The sequence below is a fragment of the Salinicoccus albus DSM 19776 genome (assembly GCF_000385175.1).
GTDB classification, from domain to species: Bacteria; Bacillota; Bacilli; order Staphylococcales; family Salinicoccaceae; genus Salinicoccus; species Salinicoccus albus.
Genome location: NZ_ARQJ01000031.1, coordinates 122,366 through 137,974, shown reverse-complemented (window position 1 = coordinate 137,974; position 15,609 = coordinate 122,366). Strand labels below are relative to the sequence as shown.

The 15,609-nt window shown below is 45.4% G+C and carries 15 protein-coding genes; 13 read left to right on the top strand and 2 right to left on the bottom strand.

What is annotated here, in order from left to right:
- The first annotated feature begins 258 nt into the window (after positions 1-258).
- Positions 259-1,413: a Bcr/CflA family efflux MFS transporter gene (locus tag G343_RS0111070; protein ID WP_020008214.1), complete on the top strand. Its 1,155-nt coding sequence runs from the start codon at positions 259-261 to the stop codon at positions 1,411-1,413.
- Positions 1,414-1,588: 175 nt separating this feature from the next.
- Here the strand turns inward: G343_RS0111070 and G343_RS15965 are convergent, their stop codons facing one another.
- Both G343_RS15965 and G343_RS15030 read right to left on the bottom strand, forming a co-directional pair.
- The gene (locus tag G343_RS15965) at positions 1,589-1,678 is read right to left on the bottom strand and encodes a hypothetical protein (protein ID WP_156823626.1); all 90 of its coding nucleotides are present in this window, start codon (positions 1,676-1,678) and stop codon (positions 1,589-1,591) included.
- Positions 1,679-2,140: 462 nt separating this feature from the next.
- Positions 2,141-2,773: a hypothetical protein gene (locus tag G343_RS15030; RefSeq protein ID WP_051087893.1), complete on the bottom strand. Its 633-nt coding sequence runs from the start codon at positions 2,771-2,773 to the stop codon at positions 2,141-2,143.
- Between the two features lie 157 nt (positions 2,774-2,930).
- On the opposite strand from G343_RS15030, the gene G343_RS15470 reads away from it, so the two are divergent.
- The 12 genes from G343_RS15470 (at position 2,931) to G343_RS0110995 (ending at position 15,577) form a co-directional block, all read left to right on the top strand.
- Complete coding sequence (locus tag G343_RS15470) at positions 2,931-3,218, top strand: hypothetical protein (RefSeq protein WP_156823616.1); 288 nt, start codon at positions 2,931-2,933, stop codon at positions 3,216-3,218.
- 157 nt (positions 3,219-3,375) lie between these two features.
- Positions 3,376-3,888, top strand: a complete 513-nt coding sequence (locus G343_RS0111045) for a hypothetical protein (protein ID WP_020008211.1) — start codon at positions 3,376-3,378, stop codon at positions 3,886-3,888.
- A 92-nt stretch (positions 3,889-3,980) separates the two neighbouring features.
- Positions 3,981-4,727 carry a sulfite exporter TauE/SafE family protein gene (locus G343_RS0111040; RefSeq protein ID WP_020008210.1) on the top strand — a complete coding sequence of 249 codons (747 nt, stop codon included), beginning with the start codon at positions 3,981-3,983 and terminating at the stop codon, positions 4,725-4,727.
- Between the two features lie 203 nt (positions 4,728-4,930).
- Positions 4,931-5,605, top strand: a complete 675-nt coding sequence (locus G343_RS0111035; RefSeq protein ID WP_020008209.1) for a YveK family protein — start codon at positions 4,931-4,933, stop codon at positions 5,603-5,605.
- Between the two features lie 10 nt (positions 5,606-5,615).
- Positions 5,616-6,338: a CpsD/CapB family tyrosine-protein kinase gene (locus tag G343_RS0111030; RefSeq protein WP_020008208.1), complete on the top strand. Its 723-nt coding sequence runs from the start codon at positions 5,616-5,618 to the stop codon at positions 6,336-6,338.
- A 409-nt stretch (positions 6,339-6,747) separates the two neighbouring features.
- Entirely contained in the window at positions 6,748-8,595 is a 1,848-nt protein-coding gene (locus tag G343_RS0111025; protein ID WP_020008207.1) for a polysaccharide biosynthesis protein, read from the top strand.
- Entirely contained in the window at positions 8,585-9,793 is a 1,209-nt protein-coding gene (locus G343_RS0111020; RefSeq protein ID WP_020008206.1) for a lipopolysaccharide biosynthesis protein, read from the top strand. Before G343_RS0111025 ends, G343_RS0111020 begins: the two co-directional genes overlap by 11 nt.
- Positions 9,794-9,803: 10 nt before the next feature.
- Positions 9,804-11,063, top strand: coding sequence for a hypothetical protein (locus tag G343_RS0111015; RefSeq protein ID WP_020008205.1), 1,260 nt, complete (start codon positions 9,804-9,806; stop codon positions 11,061-11,063).
- 48 nt (positions 11,064-11,111) lie between these two features.
- Positions 11,112-12,293 (top strand): glycosyltransferase family 4 protein, encoded by a 1,182-nt coding sequence (locus tag G343_RS0111010; protein ID WP_020008204.1) that lies wholly within the window; start codon positions 11,112-11,114, stop codon positions 12,291-12,293.
- Complete coding sequence (locus G343_RS0111005) at positions 12,253-13,611, top strand: acyl-CoA synthetase family protein (RefSeq protein ID WP_020008203.1); 1,359 nt, start codon at positions 12,253-12,255, stop codon at positions 13,609-13,611. The genes G343_RS0111010 and G343_RS0111005 overlap by 41 nt, the downstream gene beginning before the upstream one ends.
- Before the next feature lie 53 nt (positions 13,612-13,664).
- Entirely contained in the window at positions 13,665-14,333 is a 669-nt protein-coding gene (locus tag G343_RS0111000) for a sugar transferase (RefSeq protein WP_020008202.1), read from the top strand.
- 89 nt (positions 14,334-14,422) lie between these two features.
- Entirely contained in the window at positions 14,423-15,577 is a 1,155-nt protein-coding gene (locus G343_RS0110995; protein WP_020008201.1) for a DegT/DnrJ/EryC1/StrS family aminotransferase, read from the top strand.
- Positions 15,578-15,609: the final 32 nt, after the last annotated feature.

Sequence of the window (15,609 nt, the reverse complement as noted above, 5' to 3'; positions counted from 1 at the left end):
TGGCGCACGGTAAATATTTCCCGAACACGGCTAGTGAAACGTCCGTGCTTCGGGTTTTTCTGTGTACGCAGTATCCATTTAAATACGCTTATATTAGAGTAGGGGAATCATAGAGTAATCAAGACGAAAATAGTAATCAACAGTAGACGGATATATTGTGAAGTTATAAAATATGAGTTTGGAGGTGATCGTATCGATCAGCAAAACAATGATCCTGTATTACATAATCCAACAGGTAAGAAGCGGCTGGGTCTGGCAATGCTCCTTGGTTTACTGGCCATTATGGGACCGCTCAATATTGATATGTATTTACCCAGTTTTCCGGGAATTGCCCAGGACTTAAACACGACGCCTGCCCTGGTCCAGGTCAGCTTAACCGCCTGTCTGCTCGGCCTTGCTTTTGGGCAGGTCGTCATCGGCCCGATCAGTGATGCCCAGGGCAGAAGAAAACCATTAATCATCTCCACTTCATTGTTTGTCGTCGCCTCGTTACTCTGTATGCTGGCACCGAACATTTATGTGCTCATCGCCGCCCGGTTTCTGCAGGGATTCACAGCATCGGCCGGTGTTGTGCTTTCCCGAGCGGTTGTGCGTGACGTATTCAGCGGCAGGGAACTGTCAAAATTCTTCTCCCTCCTGATGGTCATCAATGCAGTGGCCCCCATGGTTGCACCGATGGCCGGCGGTGCCATACTGGCCATTCCTTTTGCCGGCTGGCAGACGATTTTCCTTGCCTTAGGCATATTAGGTATAATCATCGTGATGATCGTGGCTGTCAGCCTCAGAGAGACATTACCGGCGGAGAAAAGGATCGCGAGTTCTGTCGGTGCCTCACTCAGAACCATGGGCCGCCTGCTCACGGACCGTTCATTCATTGGTTATGCGGTCATCGTGGGATTTGTCCATGGCGGCAGTTTCGCGTATGTCTCCGGCACGCCTTTTATCTACCAGGACATTTACGGCGTCTCTCCGCAGGTATTCAGCATCCTGTTTGGGATCAACGGTCTTGCCATTATTATCGGCAGCTTTATCATCGGCCGGTTTGGCGCCGTTATTCATGAGAAACGGTTATTGAAAACCGCTGTAATCACGGCGGTAAGCACCACCTTTATCCTGCTGCTCATGACCATCATAGAAGGTCCGCTTGCGGCCATCGTCATACTGATCTTCATTTACATGACGACAATGGGCATGACGATCACAAGCACCTTCACCCTCGGCATGGCTCAGCAGGGGAATCGGGCCGGCAGTGCAAGTGCCGTCCTCGGCATGCTGCCCTTATTGCTCGGCGCCATATTTTCTCCGCTCGCCGGCGTCAACGAAGCATCCGCCGTCCCCATGGGTGTCATCTTATTTAGCACATCATCCATCGGTTTGATCGCATTTTTCACACTGGCAAAATCAGCGGAGTGAATGAATGCCGGGCTCAAATGTCCAACAGCGTTTACCGGGCGTGGAACGAACTTGTGCTGGTGAGCACTACGAATCTTAAAGATTCCAGAAAGCAGCACTTCCCCTTTGAATGGTGAATTCCGAAAATTGGGGAAGTACTTTATGCTGTCATAGCAGACCGGGGACGACGCACCGCTTAATCCAGCGGTGCGTTTGTTATTTTCGACAGTGTTTCATTAATTTCGAAAATCTTGACGCTGACTTCGGTGATGCCAAAATTGGGCAGCCGCTCGAATGCATTTTCAGGTAGTTTTCTGTATCCCTAAAGTTTACCCAAAAATAAAGATTGACTTTAAAATAAAAACAGGCATGGAAAAGTTCGAGCCAAAAATCGATCTTTTTCATGCCTGTTTCAGTTATTCTTATGGTAAATCAAAGGAAAAAGGCTTCTAAAAGTGTTAAGATTTTATTTAGGACAAGACAAATCATAAATACAAAAGAGGCCTTTTCTATGTCTAATATATTATATAACCGCCCAAAACCTGATACAACCATTGTACGAGCTGCAGAGATTCCAAAAATATAAAAGCAAAGAGAAGATTGATTGTGTGGTGAAGATATCACCGAGGCGGTTAAAACGGCAAAGGTGCCGTGGAAGGTCATTTACACAAAAACCGTTCGAAAATTGATTCCGAACGGTTTTTTTGCGTCTCATTTTAATGTCGAACAAGTGATATAGTGTAATCTTCTATTTTACATAGTCATATGACCATTTCCAGTGGGTGCCGTCAAATGAAAAATTAAATTTATAGTCTTTGTAGTGGAAATGATAGTCATAAGGTTTTTCCTGTAATGGTCCTGAATTCAATTTCTCAGGTTCATGCATTGCAAGATAAGCCATTTTTTCTTTTGTCACTTCCACATTCAATGGATTAATTTCATCGTACCATTCTTTATCCCAGTAATTTTTCCCTTCTTTATGATAGTAACCTTTTTCTGAGTGTTTACGATCGTCACCGTGACTTTTTGCTTCGTCATGTTGTTTTACATGCTCCGGCAGATCAGCATCATCTGCCCGATCCATTTCTCTTTGATATATTTCAGCGACTGCTTCGTTGTATTCTACTTGCGATAAATTACCGAAATCTTTTTCATAAGTCAAATCACTAATTTCATCCTGAGCATCCTGAGGCATCCAGCTTGGATCAAATCCCATGTTGGCCCATCCATCACCATCCGGATCCGTTTCAGCAGGCAGTATCTCCCCCCATAAAGTTTTGGCGCCTTCTTCTTCTTCGTTGGCTTGTGCAGTTTCGCTCATACCCGTAACCGTTAATGCACCGGCGACAAACAGTGAACTTAACAACATTCTCTTTTTCATCAGGAAATCTCCTTTCGAAATAGAATACCTTATATTTGTATAATATCAAGAATATTCCTATAATTCAATGTCTTCAGATTATTTGTATTTGACAATTCCCGCTTATCCACCGAATTCAAGGCCGTCCATTTTCTGCAAGGGGCTGAAATTTCTGCTTTTGGACATGGATTTTCTCTTCGATCCGCCACCGGTTAATGTATGCTTTCAGGATAAAAAGCATTGTGACTTTTGTCTGAACCGGTTTGTTGGTCAGAAGCACCATTGGTTCTTTCACACCACGACCATGGTCAGCTTTCTACCTTTTAGGGCAGACACACCGCCGCAGCCGGGCGGCCCTAAGAAAATCGGGGAGGGGGCAATGCGCCATGTTCATGTGGAAGCGGAAAAAATGCCATGGGAAGTGGAGCGGATGCGAAGGGATCACGAATTACTTTATGCATCGTAACTGCGTGGGATATATGATAAAGTTATATTAATTGAAATGTATATAAGCGTACCTGTAATATATGATATTCCAAATCAATTCAGTCAAATGGCAGAGGTTTATACCATGTGTTTCACAGGCTATCTGATATTTGATAAAAAAAGACGGGAGTAAATTTATGATTTCTTATCAGTTGGTGAACGAATATCTGGACAAGATAGAATTGCCTCAAAGTATTGAACAAGTGCTCAGCCATCAATACACAATGGCGGACACGGAGCTGGAATTCATCAATAATGCGAATGATTGTCTGAGAAAATATGAAAGTTATAAGGACTATCGTTTAAAAGATGTGCATTGCATGGGGAGCTGCCTGACCAATCTCACGCGTGTGGGGCTGTATTTCCTGTTGAAAAATGAACTTATTTTTGTGAGCACATCGAATCTTAAAGATTCCAGTATGGAAGATGACTGGAAGATTACCCATTACCCCTTCCGGGAGATACAGGAACTGGATATGGAATTGATGGAGGGTAATGAAGAATCAAAATATAACTCCGGTGTTCTCTATATGAAGCTGCTGAATGAAAAAGGATCGGCTCGCACCCATGTACTGCGTAATTTCAATCCGAATCACTTCCAGTGTTTCAAGGAGTTCCACAGGGATATCATTTCTATGGATCGATTGTAAGACATACGGAAGGCTGTTTACTTGGATATCGCGCATTCAATGTATAAGCGAGAACCAACGGAAAGTATCCTCAGGAAGAAAGAAGCGATTATATGGAAATATTGCCAAGTCTCGCGGTGCTGGCAGTGGGGATTGTTGTCGGATTCGTCAACATCGTCTCCGCGGGCGGTTCCATGCTGACCCTGCCGCTGCTGATCTTCTTTGGGCTGCCATCTACTGTGGCGAATGGGACGAACCGGATTGCTATTCTGTTTCAAAATGGTTTCGCACTCTATCAATTCCAGAAGAAGGGGCATCTGAACTGGCGGCTCAGCCTGCTCCTTGCCATCCCGACAACCATTGCCTCCATTTATGGGGCCCAAATTGCTGTGGATATCGCAGACAACACATTCGATTCCCTGCTGGCGACCTTCATGATCATTTTCGCAGTGTTGCTCATTATTAAACCGCAGCGTTATATCAAAGGGAAGTTTAATCCCAAAGTATCTATGGTGCTGCTGTTTTTGGCCTTTATCCTGATTGGTATCTATGGCGGGGCTCTGCAGGCCGGGGTGGGTTTCTTCATCATCCTGACATTGCTGATACTGGTCCCCAAAATACCGATGTCAGAAATGCACGGCATTAAAACACTGGTGATCCTGATCTATATTTCAGTATCAACTTTCGTCTTCATCTTTAACGGTCTTATCCATTGGCAGTTTGCCATCGCACTTTCCATCGGCTCAGCCATTGGCGGCACTGTCGGCGGCAGATACGCAAGTATCCTGCCGGATAAGCTGTTGGAACGAATTTTGATCATCGCCATCATCTTTTTTGCACTCATATTACTGCTTAGATAAAAGTTGCTCTCTTCATTTTGAAGGGAGCATTTTTTATTATGTTTCCTAAAATTCAAACTTTAAAATATATTTATTTGAATATTCAAAATTCTATTGCATATTTATAAGGTCTTGGATATAATGATGGAAATACATTAATTTTGTAAAAAGTAAATAATTGTGAAATGCATCATCTTAAAATTTAATAGATGAGAGGTGGCAGTATGGAGGAATCTGTCAATTTAGAGAAAGTATTGGAAATCCTAAAGAAAAATATGATTTCCATTCTTCTATCAGCACTATTGGTTGGCGGTGTCGCTGCACTTATTACTTTTTTCTTAATTTCTCCCCGCTATGAAGCACAGACACAAATATTGGTCAGTCAATCAGAAGGAAGCACGCAGGTCGATAACCAGGATATTGAAGCCAGCCTGCAGCTGATCCACACATACAGAGATATTATAAAAAGTCCAATCGTTTTGGAAACAGTGATCAGCAACCTGGGATTGCAACAGACCATGCCTGAACTGTCTGAACAGATTTCAGTGGATAATGAAGACCAATCTCAAGTGCTTAATGTGACGGTGCTGGACGAGAGCGCAGAGGATGCTGAAGCGATTGCCAATGAGGCAGCCGAAGTATTTCAGGCGCAGATTACGGGAGTAATGAATATTGACAATGTTTCCATTCTTTCACCCGCAATTTTGGAAGCGGATACAAATCCTGTCTCTCCACAGCCGCTGGTCAATATCACAATCGGTATCGTGGCCGGTCTGCTTCTTGGTTTGACTGTGGCGTTTTCCAGAGCATTTTTCGACAAATCAGTCAAAAATGAAACGGACGCAGAGAAGCATCTCAATATACCGGTGGTCGGGTCAATCGAGAAGTTTGAAGATTAAGAGGGGACGGATGAATATGATGAGGAAAAAAATGCACCGCGGCGGGGCAGCGGGTCCAAGACAGCTGATTGTCGCTATCAGTCCGCACGCTACCGTAAGTGAACAGTTCCGGACGATCAGAACCAATATCATGTATGCGGGTGTGGATCGACCGATGAGATCAGTACTTTTCACCTCTGACATCCCGGGTGCCGGCAAATCCACCATCGCTGCAAACATGGCAGTGGCCTATGGGCAGGCCGGCAAAAAAACATTGCTGCTGGATGCAGATCTCAGGCGCCCGACTTGTCACTACACCTTTGAAGCGATGAATCAGTCAGGGTTGTCTGCAGCGATTGTCAACGATATACCTATTGAAGATTTTGTTAAAAAGACTGAATTTGATGATTTGGACCTGATCACTTCAGGGCCCATTCCGCCGAATCCTTCTGAACTGCTGTCTTCAAAGAAGATGGCTGAGCTGATGGGTTCACTGGCCGCACAATATGAAATGATCATTATGGATTCTCCGCCGATACTGTCCGTGACCGATGCCCAGCTTTTAAGCAAGCAGGCAGACGGTGTCATCATTGTCACGGATGTGGAAAATAATAATCGGGATCGTCTGATGGAGGCGAAGGATCTGCTTGAAAAAGCAGATGCCAATATCATTGGTGTCGTGCTCAACAATCGAAAGGTCAATCATCGGACCAGTGACAAATACTATTACTATCAGGCGTCAAATGACGGTTGATTTTCATAAAACAGAAGAAGTACATATCTTCTGAAATCGGGTGCATCCATAGTTATCAATCATTCACATCAAGTCGGGATTGAATATGGACAGTTTTTACTATGGTAATTATACAGACTGCCTATAGATAGAGAACGGCGACTGTATGATTTTATAAAATCCAAATGGTCCAATTACAACGGGTGCTGTAATTGGGTTCAGAGGGAAGGGGTTGAAACAACAGCGTAAGAGAAGCTGGCACCCAGTCGTGCTGCAACAGACATAAGAGGAGTAAAAAGGAAGGTATTAGAATCTGAAACGGATATTTTACCGGATGGAGGTCCTGGTGAAAATGTCTGATCGTGGTGTATGTTCAGGGTGCATTTCGGAAAAAATTTAATTATGGGTTTAACGGAAAGAAGAGGATACTATGGGTGCTAAAAAGCGTTATTTTCTCTTTCTCTTTGTCGATTCGTTGATTGTTACTTTCTCTGTGTTCATCGGCTATTTCATACTCATGCCATTTTTCTCGGAGTATTCACTGGCTGTATTAGGGGTCACAGCCGTCATACTCCTGGTCAATCACCATCTGTTCGCCTACATCTTTAATCTGTATCACCGGGCATGGGAATACGCCAGTGTGAGGGAACTGATTTCAATCACCCAGTCGGTCACGTCTGCAATGATTGCGACGTATATACTCACGTATCTGCTGTTTGATATCACGTTCGTCAGACTGACAGTCATTACCTGGATGATGCATATGATATTCATTGGCGGATCCAGGCTGTCATGGAAAGTGATTTACTACCAATTGAACGGCAGAAAATCGAATGGATCAGCAAGGATCAAAACGTTGGTTTTCGGTGCCGGCAAAGGCGGCTCTCTGCTCATCAAACAGATGCTGGATAATCCTTCAATGGGTATGAATCCAGTTGTCGTGGCTGATGACAATTCCGCCAAGCAGAATATGGAGCTGGCCGGAGGCGTGAAAGTAGAAGGTAAACGTGAAGACATCGAACGGCTGGTTAACAAGTACGGCATAAAAAAGGTGGTCGTTGCCATCCCCTCCCTCAGTAAAAAAGAACTGAAAAAAGTCCATTCACTGGCGAATGTTGAGGGTGTAGATGTACTGACCATGCCGAATATTGAAGACGTCATGTCCGGGCGTCTGGAAGTCAACATGCTGAAGAAAGTCGAGGTGGAGGATCTCCTCGGACGTGAACCTGTCGAATTGGATATTGAAGGTATCGAGGCACAAGTGGCAGACAGAACGATCCTGATCACAGGAGCGGGCGGCAGCATCGGTTCGGAGATTGTCCGCCAGATTGCCCGGTTTCAGCCGCGGAAAATACTGCTCCTCGGCCATGGGGAAAACAGTATCTATACAATATTGGAAGAAGTGCTGGATAACAAGCAGGACAATATCAGTTACGTGCCCATTATTGCAGATGTCCAGAACCGCAGGCGGATATTTGAAGTGTTTGAGAAATACCGTCCGGAGGTCGTCTATCATGCAGCTGCACATAAGCACGTGCCAATGATGGAATTCAATCCGAAGGAAGCGGTTAAGAATAATGTGATCGGTACAAAGAATACTGCGGAAGCGGCCTGTCATTTCAAAGCACAGAAGTTCGTCATGATCTCTACAGATAAGGCCGTCAATCCGCCGAATGTCATGGGCGCCACAAAGCGCATGGCAGAAATGATCGTGCAGGCATTGGATAAGGGGTGTGAAGAGACGACACTCGTCGCCGTCCGCTTCGGTAATGTCCTGGGCAGCAGCGGGTCGGTGGTCCCCAAATTCAAGAAACAGATACAGATGGGCGGTCCAGTAACGGTGACTGATCCGAGGATGACCAGATACTTTATGACCATTCCGGAAGCATCGAGACTGGTGATTCAGGCAGGCACCATCGCAGAAGGCGGGGAAGTATTCGTCCTGGATATGGGAGAACCCGTAAAAATTGTCGATCTGGCAAAGAATATGATCCGCTTGTGCGGCTTCAGTGAAGACGATATTGGCATAGAATTTGTCGGGGTGCGGCCGGGGGAGAAACTGTATGAAGAACTGCTCAAAGAGGGTGAGATCCATCCCGAACAGGTCTACGAAAAAATCTACCGCGGCAGAGTCTCAGAATCATCGCTGAGTGACATCGAAGCACACCTGAACACTTTCATGGGGATTGATGAAAATGAATTGAAAGATATGCTGATCGGGTTTGCCGCTCAGAGGGCTCCGGGTCACCAAGCGCTGGAACAGATCAATGCGAGTTAAAATACTGAATGTCATTGGTACCATCCTGCTCGCCATCAACCAGTGGGTGCAGATTATTCTGATCACCCGGCTGCTGGGTCTGTACGAAGTCGGCCTGTTTTCATATTTTCTGGCACTTCTGGGTCCCTTCGTGCTGTTCAGCCGCTTCATGCTCTCGGTGCTGGTGCCGACGCAGCGGAAATTGGCCTATGACTATGCCGTGTTTCATCAGTTCCGTAACATGACCAATTATGCTTTCGTTCTCTGTGCTGTCGTTTTGATGATTACTGTGGACCTGAGTATATATGAAAGCATTTGCCTGTTCATCTTTGTCATCTTCAAATTTTATGAAAACAAAGAGGAATTCATCTATACGGAAAATATTGCCGAGTCCCGCATCAGCTTTCTGGCCTATTCGAAAATCTACAAAAGTATACTCACCATTCTGCTGTTTGCGGGTGCAACGATCACTTTCCAGTCTCTGATAGCGGCCATTGCAAGCCTTCTGATCTCACAGGTGATCATCTACTATCTGTATGATCTGAAATTTTCGTTTTCTGAAGGCAGGGTGAAACCCCGGATGACGTCCAGGGCATTTAGAAATATATTTTATCTCGGTATCGGTCTGTCGATCGTTGAGGTATTGAATTCCCTTGTCAGCAATATCCCCAGGTATATGATCGAACATTTTCATAGCATTGAAACGCTGGGGATTTTTGCGACGATCATGTATTTTGCCACCATTACAAATAATGTGGTGGTGGCAATCTGCGAAAGTGTGGTTGCAGCGCTGTCCAGAGATGCTGAAAACAGCATCAGACGTTTCGGCCGTTCCTTCGTCCGGTTATGCGGTATATTCCTTGTGCTTATCATCATTGGAGAGATCATACTTCTGAGTTTTGGCACTGATATCATCGTTTTCGTATATGGCGACCAGTTCATCGGCTATCAGTATGAAATCGTGCTGCTCGGCATTCTTCTGTTTTTCACAGTCTATACAAAGCTGTTCGAGATGGCGCTCAGCATATTCAATATCTACAACCTGCAGGTCGTGCTGCAGGGCGTCACTTTCATTGCCACTGGTGTTTTTTCAATCGCCGTCATCATTCCCTATGGGCTCCCAGGCGCATTTATCGTGGCAATTATAACGCAGGTCATTCTGATCTCGGGGCAGCTTGTTGTACTGCTTTACCACTGGAAATATAAAGTCGGGACTTAGGAGGCGGAATATGTTCATCATCTGGCTGACCGCTCTAATTTACCTTATCTTGGGGTATCTGATTCAGTATCATATGACAGATACTTTCCATCTGACATTTTCATTCATTATCATCACAGCGGTGCTGTTATTCCTCTGGCTGTTCATCAGATATACAAAGTTCTTCATCATTGTGTATACCGGTTTTCTCCTCAGGCTCACGATGCTGTGGATTGATCTTTCTGACGGCGGGTGGACAATTCCCCACAGCGGGGAGGACACAGAAAACTTCTATGAAACGGGCGTCATGATTTCAGATAATCTGACACTGTTGAATGAAGCGGTCTATGGGGGAATATATTCCAAAGTCCTGGGTGTTATTTTCCATATCTATGGTGACGACCGGCTGTTTGTTCAATTTTTAAACATCCTGGTTACCATAAGCGCCATACTCATTGTGATAAGGATTTTCAGGATGCTTGATGTGCCCGGACATATACAAATGGTCCTGGTGGTAACGATGTCATTCTTTCCGCATTCGATGATATTCTCAAGTATATTACTCAGGGAGTCTGTCATTTCCCTGATGGTTGTGCTGTCCCTCTATTTCTTTATCAGATGGTTTGTCAAAGAAGAAAAAGGCAGTGCCTTACTGAGTATCATTTTCATACTTTTGGGTGCGGTCTTCCACTCGGCCATCATCGGTATACTGATTGGTTATCTGTTCGGGTTCATCTTTTACAGGCACAGGCGGCGAACATTCAGATTTACTGTGGATTCAGTGGTGCCTTTCAGTCTGTTTGCGCTGGTTATGACATATATCCTGGTTTTCCCGGACGTGGTCACTTCACTGCCCATATTCAATAAATTCGAGCAAATACTGAACAGTAATGATGAAGTTTATGAAGCTTTCACCGCTACGCGGGGAGATACGGCCTATTTAAGCGGACTGGAGATCAACAACCTGTTTCAGCTGATTTTGTACTCGCCGATCAAGATCGTATACTTCATCGCTTCACCGATGCCATGGAGCATCCGGAATTTCAATGATCTGATCAGTTTTTTCATGGACGGTGTGTTCTACCTGTCCGCACTGATACTTTTCATCAAAAATCTGAGACTGATAAAAAAACGCCCGCTGCTCGGCATTTTGATTTTAAGCATTTTTGCCGGATGGCTGATATTCAGTCTGGGCATTTCAAATGCCGGGACAGCGTTGAGACACCGGTTTAAATTTTTCTATATCATTATCGTTGCGATGGGCATATTACTGCCGAAAAAGAAAAGATGAAGCCACAGGGTGCATGGTTTAAAATCAAGAGGTTTGGAGATGTAGCCGATGAATCGGAAAATAATTCAGGGGGTCACTTCATCACTGACGATTGTATTAATTGAAGAACAGATCAGATTTATCGAAAAGAATGGTTACCAGGTCAAAGTGGTTTGTAATGAGGATTTTAAGAAAAGTTATGATGATATAAAAATCAGGCATATTCCATTCGAACGGGAGATCAGCATCGTTAAGGATATGGGCAGCCTTTATCGGTTATACAGATATTTGAGGGCTGAAAAACCGGATATCATCAATTTCAGTACACCGAAAGCCGGGCTGCTCGGCATGGTGGCCGGTTTCTTGAGCGGTGTTGACCACCGCATCTATATCCAGCGGGGGCTGCGCTTGGAAACAGTCACCGGACTCAAATACCATCTCCTTTATCTGACCGAGAAAATTGCATGTCAATTGAGCACCCATGTGATGGTCATTTCAGACAGCCTGGAAGCGGAAATGATCAGCAGAAAACTGCTCAGCAGGCATAAGGTGGTCAGGATTGGCAGAGGCAGCAGCAACGGCACGGACATGGAGAAATTCAATCCTGAGCGTATTGATACGCACCAGCTGTCCAGCCTTAGGAATGGACTCGATATCAAACCTTCGGACTTCGTCATTGGCTGCGTCGGCCGGATGACGAAGGACAAGGGGATGAATGAACTGGTTGCTGCGTTCACCCGGCTGGAAAAGAAATATGACCATTTGAAATTGCTGCTCGTGGGGGATTTTGAAAATGGGGATCCGATTACAGAAAGAAATAGAAAGACGATCGCTGACCACGACGATATTATCCATTGTCCGTTTACGGATTCAATCGAATATTATTACAGCCTGATGGACCTTTTTGCTTTCCCGACATTTCGCGAGGGATTCGGCAACGTCAGCATTGAAGCTCAGGCGATGGGGGTGCCGGTCGTGACGTTTGACGCCACCGGTGCCAGAGACACGGTGCTTGACGGGCGGACAGGGATCATTGTCAAAAGGATGGGCGCAGAAGGTCTGACGGCTGCTTTGGATGATCTGATACACGATGCAGAGAAACGGAGACGTCTGGCGGATCAGGCCCGTAATTTTGCTGCCGGTCATTTTGACAGACGTCACATGCAGGAAGCGCTTCTGAAATTCTATAATTCTCTGGGAGAGCAGGGTGATGCGGTTGCTGAAAAGAACGATGGATACCTCGGTGCATAATTTTTACTACAAATCGCCGGTGTTTTTACAAAATGTGATGACCAGTCTCTATGGTTATAAATTACGGCGGGAACGATACAGCCATTTATATCAGGCATCACTCAAACATTTCATGCAGGGCGGTATTGATGAAACCCAGTCCCTGATTAAGTTGATGTATCATTTGAAACGAAACATTCCAGTCTACCGGAATATTGAAATCGATGAAGCGCATATCATTGAAAGTTTTCTGGCCCTGCCGGTGACGACAAAATCGGATCTGCGCAATGCACTGGATGCGCGCTCCCATAAAGCAGGCATATTGCGTAAATCCAGAACGAGCGGCACGACCGGAGCTAATCTGGCTGTCTATGATTCAGAGTATGACCGTGCAGAGCGGATGGCCTATCTGGACTACATCAAAGTAACAAATGGGGTCGAACCTTTCTCGAGACGCGCGTCGTTTACCGGTCAGGAACTGACACCGCCGAAACACAAAAATGTACTCTGGCGGTATAATCTGGCGATGGATCAGATGCTTTATGCATCTTGCCATATTACGCCGCAGAATGTGAAACATGTATATAAAAATCTTCAAAGATTCAAACCGGCTGCATTGGATGGGTATCCTTCAACCATTCATATGGTGGCGAAATATATACTGTCGAATCATCTGAGGCCGGACTTTGATGTTAAAGCGGTGTTCCCGAATGCTGAAACCCTTCTGCCTCATGTGAAAGCAGATATAGAAAATGCATTTGATACGAAGGTCATTGATCAGTACTCTACTGCCGAAGGCGCCCCGTTCATCTATGGGACTGATGATGGCCAGTATCGGATCGGGCATGAGACAGGGCTGATTGAGTTCGAGAAAACCGGACATCATCTGTATGAAATGATTGTGACCAGCTACATCAATGATGCAACGCCGATCGTCCGCTACAGAATCGGAGATCAGGTTGAAATTCATTCCGGGCGGGCGTACCTGAATTCCTTTGTTGACGATGTCCAGATACAGAGAATTATCGGGAGACAATCGGACTACCTGCTCGGCAGCCAGTCCAATAAAGTGACCAGCGTGAACATTTCATGGGTTGCTGACGGCTTTGAAGAAAAAATCATACAAATGCAGTTCGTCCAAAAAGAAAGAGATCAATTTGTGGTGAACCTCGCAGTGGAAGATGATTTTGAAAGCGCGGATGAAACGGTGATCAGAGGCAGGCTGGCTCGTCGGCTGGGCAAGGACAACACCTATGTTTTCAACTATATGGATGAGATACCCAAAGAGAAAAGTGGTAAAATCCGGTTCATCATCAACGAATTGGATGCAGACGCGTAAATGATTAAAGAATCACAGGATCAATACTCTAATTAAGAGGGGAGTACTGATTTATGAAACGACTGTTCGATTTGGCGGCAGCTGTCCTGCTTCTGATCCTCCTTCTGCCTGTCATGGCGGTCACTGCAATTTTGGTGCATCGGGAGCTGGGTGCCCCGCTGCTCTTCAGGCAGATCAGACCGGGTCGAAACGGAGAATGTTTTGAACTGTACAAGTTCAGGACCATGACGGATGAAACCGATGCGTTCGGCAAACTGCTGCCGGATACGCTGCGTCTGAGGCCCACCGGACAGATGATTCGCAAATACAGCCTGGACGAGCTGCCTCAGCTGATCAACGTCATCAAGGGCGATCTGAGTCTCGTCGGTCCCAGACCTTTATTGACAGAATATCTTCCACTGTACAATACACGGCAGATGAAGCGTCACGAGGTAAGGCCGGGGATTACCGGATGGGCGCAGGTGAACGGACGCAACACCCTGCCATGGCCAGAAAAATTCGAAATGGATGTCTGGTATATTGAAAACCACACGTTTCGGCTGGATGTGAAGATCCTATATATGACCGTCCGAAAAGTATTGCAGAGCGAAGGCATCAGCCAGGAAGGGGAGAGTACGGTCCAGGCGTTTACAGGAAATAAGGGAAAAATGGATGAAATATACGTAATTTCAGGAAAGATGGAATCAGACCCTGAAATGAAAAGAAATTCTATTGGGAAATGAGTATCACATCATAAACTTTGTCGGGAAGTCATTATGATACTGAAAACCAATGTAATATAATAATCCAATTAAGGGAGAGGTGCTATAGCATGTCTCAAAACAGGATACTTTTATCGTCCCCGCATATGGGGGGCAGTGAAAAGAAATATGTCAAAGAAGCGTTCAAGACAAACTGGATTGCGCCATTAGGCAGGAATATCGATATATTTGAAAAACAGGTCAGGGAATATACAGGTATAAAAGCAGCCTGTGCACTCAACAGCGGGACAGGGGCAATACATCTTGCCCTGGATCTGCTGGGGGTGGGTAAGGGCGATACCGTACTCTGTTCTTCCTTAACTTTTGTGGCAAGTGCGAATCCGGTCCTTTATCTTGGGGCGGAACCTGCCTTCATCGATTCAGACATGGAGAGCTGGAATATGTCTCCGTCAGCTCTGGAAAATGCACTGGATTTTTATCAGATGAAAGGGAAACTCCCAAAAGCAGTTATCATCGTCAATCTTTATGGCCAGTCTGCGAAAATGGATGAACTCGTTGATATTTGCAACAGATACGGGGTGCCGATCGTTGAAGATGCCGCGGAGTCGCTGGGCGCCATGTACAAAGGGCGGATGAGCGGCTCATTTGGTAAATTTGGTATCTTTTCATTCAATGGTAATAAGATAATCACGACTTCAGGCGGCGGGATGATCGTCTCCGACGAAGAAATACTCATCGAAAAAGCATTGAAGAAAGCGACCCAGTCCAAAGAAAATACGATGCATTACCAGCATGAGAATGTGGGATACAATTATCGTTTAAGCAATGTGAGTGCAGGAATCGGCAGAGGTCAGATGGAAGTGCTGGAAGACAGGATCAGCCAGAAGCGTGCCATCTTTGAACAGTATGTATATGGCCTGGGAGATGTGAATGGTATACAATTCATGCCGGAAATGGATGGCGCATTTCACACCCGATGGCTTTCCACACTTACGATAGATCCCCAAAAATTGGGGACAGATGCCGGTGAAGTGATCAAGTATTTCGCTGAGGGTAATATAGAAGCCCGTCCGGTCTGGAAGCCCCTTCATATGCAGCCGCTTTTCAAAGGTTGTGATTATTTCAGTGACAGGGCGGATCACTCGAAGTACCTTTTTGAAAATGGTATCTGTCTGCCTTCAGATACAAAGATGACCGTAGAGGAAATCAGCAGAGTCATAAGATTGTTCAGACAAATCGTCTCTTCGGATAAAGTGATCGCGTAAGTTTTAGAGTGACCGCTAAAAATATCCATGGG

What these genes read in the sequence shown, in the direction of transcription:
- G343_RS0111010 (WP_020008204.1), top strand. Translation starts at nt 11,112, where the DNA reads ATGAATCGGAAAATAATTCAGGGGGTCACTTCATCACTGACGATTGTA.
- G343_RS0111020 (WP_020008206.1), top strand. Translation starts at nt 8,585, where the DNA reads ATGCGAGTTAAAATACTGAATGTCATTGGTACCATCCTGCTCGCCATC.
- G343_RS0111070 (WP_020008214.1), top strand. Translation starts at nt 259, where the DNA reads ATGCTCCTTGGTTTACTGGCCATTATGGGACCGCTCAATATTGATATG.
- G343_RS0110995 (WP_020008201.1), top strand. Translation starts at nt 14,423, where the DNA reads ATGTCTCAAAACAGGATACTTTTATCGTCCCCGCATATGGGGGGCAGT.
- G343_RS15030 (WP_051087893.1), bottom strand. Translation starts at nt 2,773, where the DNA reads ATGAAAAAGAGAATGTTGTTAAGTTCACTGTTTGTCGCCGGTGCATTA.
- G343_RS0111025 (WP_020008207.1), top strand. Translation starts at nt 6,748, where the DNA reads ATGGGTGCTAAAAAGCGTTATTTTCTCTTTCTCTTTGTCGATTCGTTG.
- G343_RS0111035 (WP_020008209.1), top strand. Translation starts at nt 4,931, where the DNA reads ATGGAGGAATCTGTCAATTTAGAGAAAGTATTGGAAATCCTAAAGAAA.
- G343_RS0111030 (WP_020008208.1), top strand. Translation starts at nt 5,616, where the DNA reads ATGAATATGATGAGGAAAAAAATGCACCGCGGCGGGGCAGCGGGTCCA.
- G343_RS0111015 (WP_020008205.1), top strand. Translation starts at nt 9,804, where the DNA reads ATGTTCATCATCTGGCTGACCGCTCTAATTTACCTTATCTTGGGGTAT.
- G343_RS0111045 (WP_020008211.1), top strand. Translation starts at nt 3,376, where the DNA reads ATGATTTCTTATCAGTTGGTGAACGAATATCTGGACAAGATAGAATTG.
- G343_RS0111000 (WP_020008202.1), top strand. Translation starts at nt 13,665, where the DNA reads ATGAAACGACTGTTCGATTTGGCGGCAGCTGTCCTGCTTCTGATCCTC.
- G343_RS0111040 (WP_020008210.1), top strand. Translation starts at nt 3,981, where the DNA reads ATGGAAATATTGCCAAGTCTCGCGGTGCTGGCAGTGGGGATTGTTGTC.
- G343_RS0111005 (WP_020008203.1), top strand. Translation starts at nt 12,253, where the DNA reads ATGCGGTTGCTGAAAAGAACGATGGATACCTCGGTGCATAATTTTTAC.